General features: G+C 52.1%; 18 protein-coding genes. 13 read left to right on the top strand and 5 right to left on the bottom strand.

Annotated features, from left to right (window positions below):
• Positions 1-61 precede the first annotated feature (61 nt).
• Positions 62-259 (bottom strand): hypothetical protein, encoded by a 198-nt coding sequence (locus NSU14_RS16540; RefSeq protein WP_042136681.1) that lies wholly within the window; start codon positions 257-259, stop codon positions 62-64.
• A gap of 72 nt (positions 260-331) precedes the next feature.
• On the opposite strand from NSU14_RS16540, the gene rpiA reads away from it, so the two are divergent.
• The 9 genes from rpiA to NSU14_RS16500 all read left to right on the top strand — a co-directional run bounded on the left by rpiA (position 332) and on the right by NSU14_RS16500 (position 7,743).
• Positions 332-1,012 (top strand): ribose-5-phosphate isomerase RpiA, encoded by a 681-nt coding sequence (gene rpiA / locus NSU14_RS16535; protein WP_179093556.1) that lies wholly within the window; start codon positions 332-334, stop codon positions 1,010-1,012.
• The gene (locus tag NSU14_RS16530; protein ID WP_081969973.1) at positions 969-1,487 is read left to right on the top strand and encodes a VanZ family protein; all 519 of its coding nucleotides are present in this window, start codon (positions 969-971) and stop codon (positions 1,485-1,487) included. Before rpiA ends, NSU14_RS16530 begins: the two co-directional genes overlap by 44 nt.
• A 136-nt stretch (positions 1,488-1,623) precedes the next feature.
• Complete coding sequence (locus NSU14_RS16525) at positions 1,624-2,064, top strand: GNAT family N-acetyltransferase (RefSeq protein WP_039298121.1); 441 nt, start codon at positions 1,624-1,626, stop codon at positions 2,062-2,064.
• Between the two features lie 211 nt (positions 2,065-2,275).
• Positions 2,276-2,728, top strand: a complete 453-nt coding sequence (locus NSU14_RS16520) for a MarR family winged helix-turn-helix transcriptional regulator (RefSeq protein ID WP_340946282.1) — start codon at positions 2,276-2,278, stop codon at positions 2,726-2,728.
• A complete protein-coding gene (locus NSU14_RS16515; RefSeq protein WP_340946280.1) occupies positions 2,725-5,883 on the top strand; it encodes an MMPL family transporter in 3,159 nt (1,052 codons plus the stop codon). Before NSU14_RS16520 ends, NSU14_RS16515 begins: the two co-directional genes overlap by 4 nt.
• A gap of 266 nt (positions 5,884-6,149) precedes the next feature.
• The gene (locus NSU14_RS16510) at positions 6,150-6,323 is read left to right on the top strand and encodes a sigma factor (protein ID WP_340946279.1); all 174 of its coding nucleotides are present in this window, start codon (positions 6,150-6,152) and stop codon (positions 6,321-6,323) included.
• 36 nt (positions 6,324-6,359) lie between these two features.
• The gene (locus tag NSU14_RS16505) at positions 6,360-6,488 is read left to right on the top strand and encodes a hypothetical protein (RefSeq protein ID WP_339303317.1); all 129 of its coding nucleotides are present in this window, start codon (positions 6,360-6,362) and stop codon (positions 6,486-6,488) included.
• Complete coding sequence (locus NSU14_RS36005; RefSeq protein WP_144026122.1) at positions 6,485-6,613, top strand: sigma factor-like helix-turn-helix DNA-binding protein; 129 nt, start codon at positions 6,485-6,487, stop codon at positions 6,611-6,613. Before NSU14_RS16505 ends, NSU14_RS36005 begins: the two co-directional genes overlap by 4 nt.
• The gene (locus NSU14_RS16500) at positions 6,610-7,743 is read left to right on the top strand and encodes a DUF4179 domain-containing protein (RefSeq protein WP_340946276.1); all 1,134 of its coding nucleotides are present in this window, start codon (positions 6,610-6,612) and stop codon (positions 7,741-7,743) included. The genes NSU14_RS36005 and NSU14_RS16500 overlap by 4 nt, the downstream gene beginning before the upstream one ends.
• A gap of 86 nt (positions 7,744-7,829) precedes the next feature.
• On the opposite strand, the gene NSU14_RS16495 is transcribed toward NSU14_RS16500, so the two are convergent.
• Positions 7,830-8,504, bottom strand: a complete 675-nt coding sequence (locus NSU14_RS16495) for a tetratricopeptide repeat protein (protein ID WP_340946275.1) — start codon at positions 8,502-8,504, stop codon at positions 7,830-7,832.
• Between the two features lie 240 nt (positions 8,505-8,744).
• Here NSU14_RS16495 and NSU14_RS16490 point away from each other — a divergent pair, with 240 nt between their 5' ends.
• The 3 genes from NSU14_RS16490 (at position 8,745) to NSU14_RS16480 (ending at position 10,875) form a co-directional block, all read left to right on the top strand.
• Entirely contained in the window at positions 8,745-9,746 is a 1,002-nt protein-coding gene (locus NSU14_RS16490; RefSeq protein WP_340946273.1) for an aldo/keto reductase, read from the top strand.
• Positions 9,747-10,061: 315 nt separating this feature from the next.
• A complete protein-coding gene (locus NSU14_RS16485) occupies positions 10,062-10,424 on the top strand; it encodes a hypothetical protein (protein WP_340946272.1) in 363 nt (120 codons plus the stop codon).
• A 292-nt stretch (positions 10,425-10,716) separates the two neighbouring features.
• Positions 10,717-10,875, top strand: a complete 159-nt coding sequence (locus NSU14_RS16480; RefSeq protein WP_179093555.1) for a hypothetical protein — start codon at positions 10,717-10,719, stop codon at positions 10,873-10,875.
• A gap of 151 nt (positions 10,876-11,026) precedes the next feature.
• On the opposite strand, the gene NSU14_RS16475 is transcribed toward NSU14_RS16480, so the two are convergent.
• The 3 genes from NSU14_RS16475 to NSU14_RS16465 all read right to left on the bottom strand — a co-directional run bounded on the left by NSU14_RS16475 (position 11,027) and on the right by NSU14_RS16465 (position 12,554).
• Complete coding sequence (locus NSU14_RS16475) at positions 11,027-11,929, bottom strand: manganese catalase family protein (protein ID WP_042136694.1); 903 nt, start codon at positions 11,927-11,929, stop codon at positions 11,027-11,029.
• Positions 11,930-12,032: 103 nt separating this feature from the next.
• Positions 12,033-12,338 (bottom strand): HNH endonuclease, encoded by a 306-nt coding sequence (locus tag NSU14_RS16470; RefSeq protein ID WP_340946270.1) that lies wholly within the window; start codon positions 12,336-12,338, stop codon positions 12,033-12,035.
• Positions 12,339-12,341: 3 nt separating this feature from the next.
• Entirely contained in the window at positions 12,342-12,554 is a 213-nt protein-coding gene (locus tag NSU14_RS16465; protein WP_039298136.1) for a hypothetical protein, read from the bottom strand.
• A 329-nt stretch (positions 12,555-12,883) separates the two neighbouring features.
• On the opposite strand from NSU14_RS16465, the gene NSU14_RS16460 reads away from it, so the two are divergent.
• Entirely contained in the window at positions 12,884-14,245 is a 1,362-nt protein-coding gene (locus NSU14_RS16460; RefSeq protein ID WP_042136697.1) for an ABC transporter substrate-binding protein, read from the top strand.
• Positions 14,246-14,300: the final 55 nt, after the last annotated feature.

Below are 14,300 nucleotides of genomic sequence, written 5' to 3'. Positions count from 1 at the left end.
GCTGACAGTGTAGGCCTGCCTGCTGATCTGTTCGGGCTTACATATTGTCCTTAACTACCCGTTAGGCGTGATATTTACCCGTGGGTGCGTTCAGTACCCATTCGAGCATCATCATCATATCTTCCAGCCGGGTCAGCTGGGCATTCAGCGCTGCCCGCTGCGGATCTTCGGCAGACAAGGGTGCCAGACGCGACTCCAGAGATCTGCGCTGAAGCGTCAATTCGTTGATTTTGGATTGAATCTGATTTTCGGTTCTCATCCGGAATCCTCCTGGTGTGCATTATTGTACTTGGTTCATTATAACGGATAACATGGGGGTAATAAAATGAGTATCAATGTTAAGCAGCTGGCAGCAGAGAAAGCCGTCGAGTACGTACAGGACGGAATGAAGGTAGGACTGGGTACAGGTTCTACGGCTTACTGGGCCATCCGCAAGCTGGGTGAACGTGTTAGTGAAGGGTTGAAGATCACGGCAGTGGCTACCTCGCAGGCTTCGGAGGATCAGGCCCGTGAGCTGGGAATTCCGCTGGTTGCCTTTGGCGAGGTGGATTCTCTGGATCTGACCATTGACGGTGCGGATGAGCTTGATGGTGCACTGCAGCTGATCAAAGGGGGCGGCGGCGCGCTTCTCCGCGAGAAGATTGTTGCGATGGGCAGCACCCGTATGATTGTGGTCGCAGATGAGAGCAAGGCCGTGACCACACTTGGCAAATTCCCTTTGCCGGTTGAGATCGTGCCGTTTGCCTGGGAGTGGACTGTCGCTGACCTGGCCAAGCTTGGCTGTAAGCCGGAGCTGCGCCGCAGCGGCGGTGAGCTGTATAAGACGGATAACGGCAACTATATTGCCGACTGCCGCTTCGAGGCTATTGACTCGGCTGCTGATCTGGCGCTTGCCCTCCAGCGTATTCCGGGAGTCGTGGAGCACGGGCTGTTCATCGGCATTGCCGATATGGCAGTGATCGGCAAGAATGACGGCACCATTGAAATCATTGAAGGTGAGAGCAATCTCTAACACGCGTAAACACCGCCGGAAAGGAAAACCGGCGGCAAATAGACAGAAGCTGCCCCCGGGGCGGCGGATACTGGCCTGGCTGCTGCTACTCATATACAGTGCAGTGCTGATCTACTGGATGTTTCTCGGCTTTGGACGGACGCTTCAGACAGAGGGGCCGCTGCGCTACAATCTGGAGCCGCTGCGCACCATGCGTCTGTATTTTGATATGAGTAACGGAGTGTCTTACTCGGGGCGGCTGGTTAACCTGCTGGGTAATGTTGCCGTGTTTGTGCCTTTTGGCATCCTGCTGCCTCTGGTTAGCACCGCTTACCGCTCATTGCTGCGGTTAACGCTAGTATCCGTTCTATGTATAATAGTGCTTGAGCTGATGCAAATGCTGCTGCGGGCGGGCAGCCTGGATATTGATGATCTGCTGCTTAACCTGCTGGGGGTATGGGCGGGATATGCACTGCTGCGGCTGGTGCGGGGATAGGCGGAGGCTGCTCTGAACCTTTGGTCTCACCGGCAACAGGAGAACATTCCCCACTTAAGCATGTGCTTTCGAAGCAGGCTTGCAGGAAGCCGCTTTATGGTGGGAAGTGCTAAACAAACTTTTAGGAGGTCAAATAATGTTGATTGATTTGAAGCCGCTTGTCGGAACCCCTGAGGTGAACGAACTGCTGGCTTATGCGGTTATAGATGATCCGGATGCGCTGGAGCGCACTTCGGCAGAATACCGGGAGCAAGCGGCACTGCAGCTATGCGGCTGGGAGGAGGAAGGGCTGCTGCTCGGCCTCACCGGCTTTGAAGAGACTGAGGACGGATCGCTGGATATCCGCCATATTGCAGTGCTGCCGGAGAACCGGGGCAAGGGCTATGCGCGGGGGATGATTCTGGAGCTGGTGACGACCCGTCAGCCGCGTTATCTGGTGGCGGAGACCGAAGATGAGATTGCCGCGGATTTCTACCGCAGCCTTGGATTTATGGTATACAGCCTGGGCGAGAACGCAGCCGGAATCGAAATGTTCCGCTGTGTGTACGAGGTTGAAGAGACCGAGGACGAGGAGTAAACCGGAAGGCTGGCCTCAACGTAACAGAAAATTACTGACAGATTATATGGGAAGAGATCAGCCATTCAGCACTTTACGGTGCAGGGTGGCTGTTTTTACGCTGGAATGTAAAATTCATGATCAGCGGTTGACTTTTTAAGAATAGGACAATATAGTTTTATTGTGAAACTGTTCTACACGTGAACTATTATTTCGTAAAGGAGGAACCCGCATGAAAAAGGATGCAGAGGAATGGATCAACCGTTACGTGGACGCTTATATGGTTGTGACCAGGCAGATTAATGCCAGACTCAGGGATATTTTTGGCGAAGGGCTGACGAATGACCAGTTCCTGATTCTCCGGCTGATTGCCGGACAGGAGAAGTGTACCTCCACCTATTTGGCTGAGGCAGTGGCGGTGGGCAAGAGCTCAATTACGGCTATTATCAACCGGCTGGACGAGGCGGGAATGATTGAGCGGACCCGTGATGAGAATGACCGCCGGCAGGTGTATCTGACGATGACGGAGCATGGCAAAAGTGTCTACAGCACTTCCGAGAAGCAGATGCAGGAGGTTATCTCCCCCTACTTGTTCCACTTCGAGGATCACGAAATCGAGCGGTTCATTACGATGTTTGAGAAGCTGGCATTTCTGATGCAGGAACCAGGAGGTAGAAACAATTGAGAACCATTTTAAAATCAAGATGGGCAATTATCGCTATATGGCTGGCGGTGGCAGTAGTGTTATTCCTGACCGCCCCGGCTATGTCCGATCTGGTACGGGAGAAGGGGCAGATCTCGGTCCCGGCAGGATACACTTCGTCAAAGGCCGCCGAGATCATGAAGGAAGTGGCAGAAGCCAAAGGCGGGGAAACGGTACATCAGGTTGCGCTTGTGTTCAACAAGCCGGAGGGCCTGCAGGCTGCGGACACCGAGAGTATTAAGCAAGGCGTTGAGAAGCTGGCCGCGAATAAGGATTCCCTGAATCTCAGTGCGATTACCGATCCTTTTACACAGCCTGAACTTAAGGATACCCTTATTGCCAAAGACGGCAATACGATCATGGTTGCTTTGTCGGTGCAGGGCGGAGAGGAAGAGGTTAAAGAGCTGCCGGCCAAGGCCGGGGCATTGCTGGGTGACGTCACTGCTGATCATTATATGACCAGTGAAGGGCTGATTACAGAAGATACGATTGCCAGCTCGGAAGCCGGGCTGAAGAAGTCGGAATACATTACAGTTGTCTTTATTCTGCTCATTCTGTTCGTTGTGTTCCGCTCATTCGTAGCGCCGTTTGTGCCGCTGCTTACCGTGGGGCTGAGTTATATTGTGTCACAGTCGGTTGTGGCTTTTCTGGTGGACCGGTTTGATTTCCCCCTGTCCACGTTCACACAGATATTCATGGTCGCAGTTATGTTCGGGATCGGGACGGATTACTGCATCCTGCTGATCAGCCGGTTCAAGGAAGAGCTTGCCCATTCCGAGGATACACAAAGTGCTATTATCTCAACTTACCGTAAAGCGGGCGGTACCGTATTCTATTCAGGGCTGGCGGTGTTCGTCGGATTCCTGGCGATCGGCCTGTCCAAATTCATGCTGTACCGTTCAGCGGTCGCGGTGGCTGTCGGGATTGCCGTGATGCTGCTGGCGCTCGTGACGATTGTACCGTTCTTCATGGCGGTGCTGGGCCAAAAGCTGTTCTGGCCGTCACGCGGCAAGCTGGAGCACAGTGAGAGCCGGATTTGGGGGGCGGCAGGCTCCTTCTCCCTGAAGAGACCCTGGGCTGCGCTGCTGATTGTGGCAGTCATCGTTGTGCCGTTCCTGCTTACATACAGCGGGAAGCTGAGCTTCAACAGCATGGATGAAATCGGCTCGGATTACGCGTCGGTCAAAGGCTTCAACATTATCTCGGAGAGCTTCGGTCCGGGTGAGTCGATGCCGGGCAAGATTGTCATTAAGAATGATGACCGGATGGATACGGCTGAATATATGGGCCTGGCCGAGAAAATCAGCCGTGAGCTGGAAAAGGTGGACGGAGTCAAGGCAGTGCGCAGCATGTCCCGTCCGACCGGGGAGCAAATTAATGACTTCCTGATCCCTACCCAGGTCGCTACGCTCGCCGACGGGCTGGATCAGAGCAATGAAGGCTTAACCAAAATTCAGAGCGGGCTTGCAGAAGCAAGCGAGCAGCTGAAAGAGAATGGGCCGAAACTTACAGAGGCCGCATCCGGGAGCGCCAAGCTGACGGAAGGTACAGCTGAGCTCAAGGAAGGCATCGTTGCGCTGGGTGACGGCCTGTCGCGTATTGAGAACGGCATCCGCAGCGGATCAGCCGGAGCCGGAGAGATTAAGGCCGGCCTCTCGCAGGCGGCGGCAAGCGCGAAACAGCTGGCAGCGGCCAATACCGCGCTGCTCGAAGGCTACAAGAAGATCGGCAGCGGCCTGACGGCGCTGGATGGAGGGCTTGCCGGCCTGCAGACACAGCTTCAGGGTGTTGCAGATGCTCTGACAGGTCTGGAAGGCTCCTTCGCAGGACTTGAGTCCGCGCATCCGGAGCTGCTGCAGGATATCAATTACCAGACGATCAAAGGTACAGTGACGCAGAGCGGCGCTGGAGCTGCAGGGCTGGCCGGAGGGCTGGGCCAGATATCGGCCCAGCTCAAAGGTGCGGCAGCGGGCCTGAGCGAAGCCAATGCCGGTTATGCCAAAGCGGCAGCAGGCCAATCCGCGCTGGCGAAGGGGCTGGATCAGCTGGTGGCCGGTATCGGCCAGCTGCAATCCGGCCTGAATCAGGCGGCAGACGGACAGGGGCAGATTGTCGGCAAGCTTCCGTCCATCACCAGCGGGCTGGATCAGCTGCAGGGCGGACAGCAGCAGCTCGCGGACGGTTTCGGTGAGCTTACAGGCCAGCTCGGCCAGCTGACAGATGGTCTTACACAAAGTGCGGATGGCCTGGGACAAATCACAGGCGGCCTGAGTTCCGCACAGGATTACCTTAAGCAGATTCAGGATGCCAAGGATGACGAGCTGAGCGGGTTCTTCGTACCGGCAGAGGCGCTTGAAGCTGACGGCATTCAGCAGGTATTTGATACCTATCTGTCCGGAGACCGGAAGGTCATGACACTGGATGTTGTATTCGCTGAGAATCCATACAGTGCTGAAGCCATTGACAGTGTCGGGGATATCCAGGCGGCGGTGGACCGCGCCGTGGCCGGTACGAAGCTGGAGAATGCGGAGACAGCCATGAGCGGCGTGACCAGCACCTACAGCGATTTGCAGAAAATCTCTAATGAGGATTACACGCGGACGGTGATTCTGATGCTGGGCGGTATTTTCATCATATTGGTGCTGCTGCTCCGGTCAATCATTATGCCGCTGTATCTGATTATCTCCCTGCTGATTACCTACTTTACAGCACTGGGCGTAACGGAGGCGATCTTCGTCCATCTGCTGAACTATTCCGGGATCACCTGGACGACTCCGTTCTTCAGCTTCGTCATGCTGATTGCCCTCGGGGTAGATTATAGTATCTTCCTGATGGCCCGGTTCAATGAGAATAAAACATGGGATGTGCGTGAAGCCATTCTGCATGCCATGCGGAATATGGGAACGGTAATTCTGTCAGCCGTTGTTATCCTGGGCGGTACATTCGCCTCGATGTATCCTTCAGGGGTGCTGTCGATGATGCAGATTGCCACCGTGGTGCTCTCGGGTCTGGCCCTGTACGCATTGCTGTTCCTTCCGTTCTTCGTGCCGGTAATGGTGCGGCTGTTCGGGCGGGCCAACTGGTGGCCGTTCAGTACGGCAGCTGCAGAGGAAAAGCCGAAAACCCTGAATCTCTAAGGTTCAGTATTATCTGATAGGATACAATAAAGAGCAGGCTTCCAGTTTAATGGAGCCTGTTCTTTGCTGTTTACATAAGAAAAGAAAATAATGTTCGTACTGAGGTAACCTTATGCGCCTGTGCTTCAACTAAACAGATATATACAAACTAACAAGCGGGAAGCAGCAGCATCCCGAAGGAAGGGAGGAGATCTACCCTGGATACCGTACAAGAGGATCTGGTCCGGCGTGCACAGGCAGGCGACAGTGAGGTCTTCATCCAACTGGTGAAGAGTCTGGATAGGCGGATGTACAGTATGGCGAAGTCCATGGTCAGGAATGACGAGGATTGTGCGGACGCCATGCAGGAGACTGTGCTGAAGGCATTTAGAACAATCTCCGGATTGAAAGAGGCGGCCTATTTCAACACTTGGCTGTTTCGTATTCTGATTAATGAATGAAACATGATCCTGCGCAGACGGGACAAGGTGGTAGTTATGTCCGATCCGCCGGAGAGCATAGAGTCCTCTTCTTCATCCGCCGAAGATATAGATCTGCGTCAGGCGATCAGCGGGCTGGAAGAGGTATCGCGGACGATTGTTAAGCCGCATTATTATAGGGATTGAGGCTACAGGAGATTGCAGAGCTGCTTGAGCTGTCAGAGAGCGCAGTCAAAACCAGACTGCACAGGTCCAGAAAAACCTTATATCAAGCTCTCGCGCAACCCGTAGAAAGGAAGGTGAACGAATGAGTCAGCAGCCATTGGAGAGCAGGCTGGAAGGCCTCAAGGAAGAGCGTCTTCCTGAACTGCCGGAAGTTGTGCACACACGTATGGAGAAAACTTACCGGATGATCGTTGAACGGGATGAGGCAAGCTTGGAGGAGACTCCAGACAAGGACATCTCCAAACACAGGAGCAAACGTAGCTGTCTGTCCCGGCTGATGATTAGTGCCGCATCTGCGGCCGCCGGGCTGGTGATCATTGTTAGTCTGGGGTTCATCTCTCCGGCAATGGCAGAGACCCTGAAGCAGCTGCCCTTCATGGAAAGTGTATTCAGACTTGTAGGGGATGCCGGGCTTCAAAAAGCAAATAAAGCAGGTCTAACCACAAATATTCAGCAGAGCGTTACTCAGGACGGGACGACGATCAGTGTGTCGGAACAAATGTATGACGGAAGCCGCTTGTCAGTGGTGCTTACCCGTGCTCAAGCAGACGGTGGTGACAAGGGGAAATGGTTAGATTTGACCCGTATGGGTGAGGAAGCGGGAGGAATCAATAATATTGAGTTTCGGGTGAACGGAAAATCGGTGAATACGGGAAATGCCATGGCTTCGGGAGGGACGGGTGCACCTGACTCTGTCATCGTTACAGCACTGAGTGGAGTTAATCTGCAACTCCCTGAGCAATTTGATCTCACCATGTTGGTCTCTATTAATGGAATTGATCAGCCATTCCGCTTTGAGTTTCCGGTGAGCAAGAATACTTTGGGCGATCTTGTGATTGTTCCCGGAGAGGTCAAGGTACATGACCATATTCATTTGCGGGTCACGCGGCTGGAACTAAGCCAAACATCGACCCGGCTGCTAACTGAAGTTACGGGAGACCCCGGAGCGGATATCAAGGCTATAGAGGAAGCCATTCCAGATAAATACAAGCAACAGGGGAGTTTCATTTTTTGGTTCGAGCTGTGGAATGGGCAAGGGCAAGAGGCCGTTATGGTAGATGGCAGCAGTAGCGGTAACGGGCATACGATATCACAGAGCAGTGTCTTTGAACCTTTTGAGAAGAGGCCGGAGAGTATCATAATCAAACCTTACGTCTGGAAAGACGGGCATAAGCTATATATTCCTGAACTTGAAATAACGGTTCCTGTAAAATAACCCAAACAACCTCCGGGGCACGGTAACGTGCAGCGGCCGGAGGTTGTTTGCGGTAAAGGTCCCCTGTATCATTAATAATAAGCCGCTCAGCGCAGCTTGGCGAAATAGCTGCGCAGGGCCCAGCCGCGCTCCTGTCGTTTCTTGTATTTGGGTAATGTCCGGTAGACGGAAAGCGATTCGTTAAAAGCAAGCTTGGCCTCCTCCGTCCGGCCCAGCGCCTTGTACATGGAGCCTGCCAGATAATAAGCTTCGCTGGAGGAGGACTGGATCTCCTGGAATTGGCTCACATAGTGGAGCGCCTTGTCATGGTCTGCATGCCGGAAGGTTTCGGCCAGTCGAAGGTAAGGCTGGCCGTATTGCGCCCTGCGGTTGATCTCCAGTCCCTTGAGCATCTGGGCTTCTCCTTCGGGAAGCTGGCCAAGCTTGAGGTTGGCGTACCCCAGTTCTACCCAGTATTCAGCGGAGGTCTCATAACGGTCGGCGATGGCCATCAGCAGTTCCTTGGACTCGCTGTAGCGTTTGCGCTCTGTCAGCAGCCGGGCAAGGTCGAATTTGGCGGTTACATCATTCGGGTTCTGTGCAATGGTCAAGCGCAGTTTGGAAATCTGGCGGCTGCGGCGAAGGGGCTTCGTAACGCTGGGAAAAATCCCGACATAACGGCGGTCCAGGAAATACAGTACGACAAGCATGATAATCAGGGCCATAAATGGATTGCCTACCAGCTGGGACAGCAGCAGATAACCGAAAAAAAGTTTAAACATGAATTCCCTCCGTTATGGTTGTGTTTATGTAAGCTTCCTGCAAGAATTAGAGCAGTATGGCAGGGCAATTATACCATATCCTCCTTTTTTAAGGCCATGGCCTTATTATGCAGTGTTAATGGCACGATAATTGACAGCCCGTAGGGTAAGACTTAAGCTTTGTGTACAGTTATATTGTCTCATAGCTATATAAGCTCTTACATATTGTATTCAATTAATTCTCTGAGAGAAGGATGAAATATGGAGACACTCGCAAGCAAGGTCAATGTACGCCCGCTGGGGCAGTCAGATTTATCCGTATCGCCGCTTGGACTCGGCTGCTGGCAGTTCAGCCGGGGAAGCGGCATTGTAGGCCGCTATTGGAGTAATCTTACCGATACGGATATTCTGGAGATCGTGAAGATCAGCCTGGAAGGCGGTATGAACTGGGTTGATACGGCAGAAATCTACGGAGGGGGCAAATCGGAAGAGGCGCTGGCTCATGTGCTGGATCAGCTCCGGAAGGAGGGCAGTCCGCATGCCGCACCGCTGATCGCTACCAAGTGGTGGCCGCTGCTGCGGACAGCCGGCTCGATTACCGCAACGATTGACCAGCGTATCGCCTGTCTGGGGGGAAGAGGAATTGATCTGTATCAGATACACCAGCCGTTCTCCTTATCCTCCATTGCCAGCGAGATGAAGGCCATGGCAGGACTTGTGCGGGCAGGCAAAATCCGTTATGTAGGCGTAAGCAACTATTCGGCCAAGCAGATGGTTGAGGCACACCGGCTGTTGAAAACCTACGGGCTTCCGCTTGTTTCCAATCAGGTCAAATACAATCTGCTGCACCGCAATATCGATCAGAACGGGACTCTGGCCGCTGCCAAGGAGCTGGGGATTTCCATTATCGCCTACTCTCCATTGCAGCAGGGCATCCTGACCGGACGCTTCCATAAGGATCCGTCGCAGATTGCTGCAGTCTCCCGGATCCGGCGGATGCAATCGGGTCTGGACGATGCCAGTCTGACCCGCAGTAAGCCGTTGATTGATTCTCTGGGTAAGCTGGCAGAGAAATATGAGGTGACACCGGGCCAGGTTGCCCTTAACTGGCTGATTCACTATCATGGCGACACCGTAGTTGCCATCCCGGGAGCATCCAAAGCCCGCCATGCCCGGGAGAATATCGGAGCCATGGCCTTCCGGCTAAACCCGGAGGAGCTGGAACTGCTGGATGAAGCGTCCTGGGCAGCAGTGAAGAAATAATGCGGAATTAGGGGCGTTTTAGCTGCATTTCGTACAATAAAATCAACTGATTATCGAATGACTGGGGGGTTAACTGTATTTCATACAGCTAAAACCCCTTCTTTCGTTAAATATGGACTTTCGGCCATTTTTAATTGTACAGAATACAGCTAATCCGGCACATTCCGTTTTTTGCTACCTTTTAATTGTATGAAATACAATTATCCGCCGTTTGGGACTTCTGAGAGTTCACATACATAATCAGGCAGGTGCGGGTGCTGGCTTTTTCTGCGTAGGACATGTTGAGGGCTAATCAGACCGAGGGAGTGAACTGGAATGAATGAGAAATGCTGGGTAGTCGTACAATATCCCTTGAAAAGCATTAAAGGGAGCCAGCGCGATGAATGGTTGAGGGATAAAGTAACGGAATATCTGAATAAATACTTGGCTGATGCTGAACTCGGCTATGTGGATGGTTATGAGTTGGGCAAAACGGTGTCAGACCCGCATCAATTTGCGCTTAACATCTTTTGTGTCGTTACAAATGAACAACGGGGTATGGCTCTGATCAAAAAGGTATTAAGAGAGCATAGGCTTGATTATACCCGGATAAAAATGGCCACGATGCCCTTTGAGGGCAGAGGAACCTATACGCTGAAATATGCCTCTAAGAAAGGCGTGACTGATTTTTCGTTATAATGCTTTCATCCTACCATTCAGGGCTTGTGTATCAACGTAACGTGATGGAATAAGATTGGTTCATGAGGTGAAGATCATTACAGGTTGTTCGCTGCTCTCCTCCATTAATGATGTTAATGCAAAGATAAGCCTCAGCGGCGGACCCGGACTTTATTTTTCAAGTCTGGGTCCGCTATTTCCATTTTTCTGAGATAAAACTGTTTAGGAATTGAAAGAGCAGGTTATATAAGGGATAAGATATTTCGCACTCACGCAAACTAAGGTGAAGATTACAGAAGGAGGTTGAACTTCAATGAGTATGAGCGTACATAATCTTATGGCTTTTAATCATCAGTTTTTTAGACCTCAGCCCGTTCTCAATCCTAAGCCGCAGAGATCAGAAGACAAAGTCCAGAGCTTCCAGGAAGTTCTCAATGAGAAGCTCAGTGCCTATGGCGATAGGAAGAAATGAATCTTTACTAGGAACCACCAGATGCAGAATATATCGCAGCAAACTATAGAACCAGCAGAAGCAGGTGCCTTCCATCATAGGAAGGCACCTGCTTTTTTTGCAATATTTATCTGTTAACTCTTCTTGCTTGTGTTGGTTAAACCTTCAATTTCTATTCTCTTATATTGGCGGCTGACTGCAGACGTGCTGCAATAGCCAGAAATTCCTCTTCGGAGAATCCCGGTGCGAATTCTTCCGGTACTTCAGGTGCATCGGGAACCGGAAATCCCTTAGGCGAGCCTTCGATGACTTCAAGCGGCTGGCCATCCTCCGGATGCGGTCCCTTCCAGATCTGCTTAATCGCCGTGAAATCACCTTCACTGTTCGTGTACAGCTTCGTGTGCAGTCCGCGTGATTCGTATTTGCGTGTCTCGTTGAAGGCTTTGTTGCTGAGGGAAGGGATGGGGACGAGTTTGCTTACATCAACTCCCGTAGCCATCTCCAGCGCTTTGGCATAAGCCACGACATGGACTCCGCCGCGGACGAGCAGATAGCCTACTACTTCACGTGCTGCCGGATGATCCGTTAATTCGTACACCTTCATTTTGTGCGCACGGGCTCCGCATTCCAGGAAGAAGTTGTGCAGCAGATCGAGAATCAGGTTCCCGCTGTTGAACACATATTCCCCGCTCCAGGGACGGCCCATCGAGTCAAAAGGCATAGACGACTGCGCACCGCTGAGCGCAAAATAAGTGTTTCGCGCATCTTTGAAAGGTTCAAGCGGAGTCTGATCCGGGTCCTTGTACGATGTCGATCCGAACAGGCATTTATTGACCGCATGTGACACCAGCTCTACATGCCCCAGCTCTTCGGCAGTGATGCTCGTAACGAGGTCATAGAAGGGCTTGAGCTTTTTTTTGCCGCGGAAATTGAAGGACTGGAACAGATAGTTGTTCAGCGTCGACATCTCGCCGAATTTACCGCCCATCAGCTCTTGAACTGCAGCCGCGGCATTCGGGTCTGGACGCTCTACTTCGGGAATCTCAATGGCAATTTCGTCAAAGCGCTTGAACATAAATGCACCTGCCTAACTATAGATTATGGTTAGCCTGTCGGCCATTCTCCGCTCTATAGTGTCTCTATAACAGGCAATCTATTCATGCCTAATGCGAGGCGGCCTAACGCCCGCCCCGCACATGCTTGGATTTGCGGAGCCTGGGCTCGGAACCTGGCGGCTGCCTGGTAATCCATTTGAGATAAGCGGCAATCTGTGAATCACGCCTCAGGTTGTCCAGCATGGTCAGGTTAAGAACAACCAGATCGCTGTTGGTATACAGGGCATGAATCTGCCGGTGGCAAGCCTTGCAGAGAAGTGTGGTAGGCAGCAGCGCTCCGCCTTTCTCCCGGGGAGTCAGATGATGGACGGTGGTTGCGAGAGGGGAACGGCCGCATAGCTCACACTTGCCCAAGGCTTGTTCTTTCATGGGCTACGGCCGGACTTCGAAGAATTCGCAGCGGCTGCGCGAATAATAGGTTAAATCGCTGACCCGGGACTGGATAACAACATCCGAGTCAGTGAAACGGACCACCGTCGCACCTGAATTCACCAGATGGTCATCCTGGAATACACGGACGGGCAGCTTGCGGTCAATCGCTTCCTGCAGATCGCTGTCGGTCAGCAAAGGACGGTTGATGGGCATGGGGTAATTCTCCTTTATATCGGGATAACTGCTGTACAGCAAATACAATTAGTATAACTGGGTCCAGGCTTCAAATCCACTTCGGCAGCTTTAGTCACCGGATCTCCACCGCGAACAGCAGATGAGATGAAGAAATCTGGGGGCGGGCAGCGGCCGGAAGTCCAAAGGTTCACCGCAGTGACGATGAAGCTTCAAGTTCAAACTTAAGTGCGTCTTATATGAATCATAAATATTTCCACCATAAACCGGGAGTTTGCCTCCTCAAAAAAAACATCTGCCTACTGTACACTAAATCTTGTAAGAGAAACCTTTGAGAGGGGTACAGAGGAATGAAAAAAGTAAAAAACCTGGCGCTGACGCTGGTTTCCATCATGCTCATGAGTTCGCTCGCGGCATGCGGAGGAAACAACAACGGCGGCAACAAGGCTGCAGAAGGAAATACAGGCGGCAACGCAGCAAGCACTAATGCACCGGCAACTGAAGGGGCTAATACAGAGCCAGCAGAGAAGGTAGAGCTGTCCTTCTGGACACTGGGTAACGTGAACTATGAAGAGCTGGCTACTGAATACACTAAGGAACATCCGAATGTAACCATCAAGGTACAGAACACCGGTGACCAGACGGCCCACCACAACAACCTGACCACAGCGTTGTCGGCCGGTTCGGGCGCACCTGATATTTTCCAGCTTGAAATCGGTTTCATGGAACGCTTCCTGGGCGCACAGGACAAATTCTACAACCTGAACGATCTGGGTGCCAAAGACATCCAAGCCAACTATCTGGACTGGAAATGGAAACAGGCATCTTCTATTGACGGCAGCTTCCAGCTTGGACTTCCGACAGATATCGGACCAACTGTAGTCTATTACCGTACCGATCTGGCTGAAGCAGCCGGCCTGCCAAGCGATCCTGAAGGATTCAGCGCAGCGATCGATACCTGGGATAAATTCGCTACTGTAGCCAAAGCCTTCAAAGATAAAACCGGTAAATACTTCTCCGATCTGACGGATCTTACGTACAACGCGTTGCGTGACCAGTCTGCTGACGAAATCTACTTCAGCAAAGCGGACGGAACCTTCATCGGCGACACCAATCCGCAAGTGAAGAAAGCCTATGATTTTACTGTAAAAGGCATTCAAGAAGGCTGGATCAGCAATGTTATGCTCTGGTCGCCTGAATGGGGCCAAGGCATGAACGACGGTTCGTTCGCAGTGGTAATGGGCCCGGCATGGATGGCTGGTAACATCAAGAGCAACGCACCTGATTCCTCCGGCAAATGGAAAATTGCCCAGCTTCCTGAAGGAGCCGGCAACTGGGGCGGTTCATTCATCACCCTTCCTAAGGAAGGCAAGCATTCGAAAGAGGCTTATGATTTCATCCAATGGCTTGTTAACAAAGACAACCAGCTGGAATCCTTCAAGACCAAAGGTCTGATGCCTTCCATCCCTGCACTGTATGAAGATCCTGCATTCGTAGACTTCAAGGATGAGTTCTTCGGCGGTCAGCAGACAGCTGTTGAATTCGGTAAAGCGGCTAACCGCGTTAAACCGGTATACTACGGACCGTTGCATGACCAGACGGATACCTTCTTCAAGAATGCGCTCAAGAACGTACTTGAGAAGAAAGCTGATCCGGCAAAAGAGTGGGAAGATGCTGTAAAGCAGTCGAAAACTCTGGCAGAGCGCGGCTAAATTCCTGGTGACGCTAATCTTAGTCTATTGAGGAAGACGATTCCTCAAATGTCCG

This window comes from Paenibacillus sp. FSL R10-2771, from assembly GCF_038000205.1.
Lineage (GTDB): Bacteria > Bacillota > Bacilli > Paenibacillales > Paenibacillaceae > Paenibacillus_AQ > Paenibacillus_AQ phytohabitans.
The sequence above is the reverse complement of the archived record's forward strand: the minus strand, read 5'-3'. Positions and strand labels throughout refer to the sequence as shown.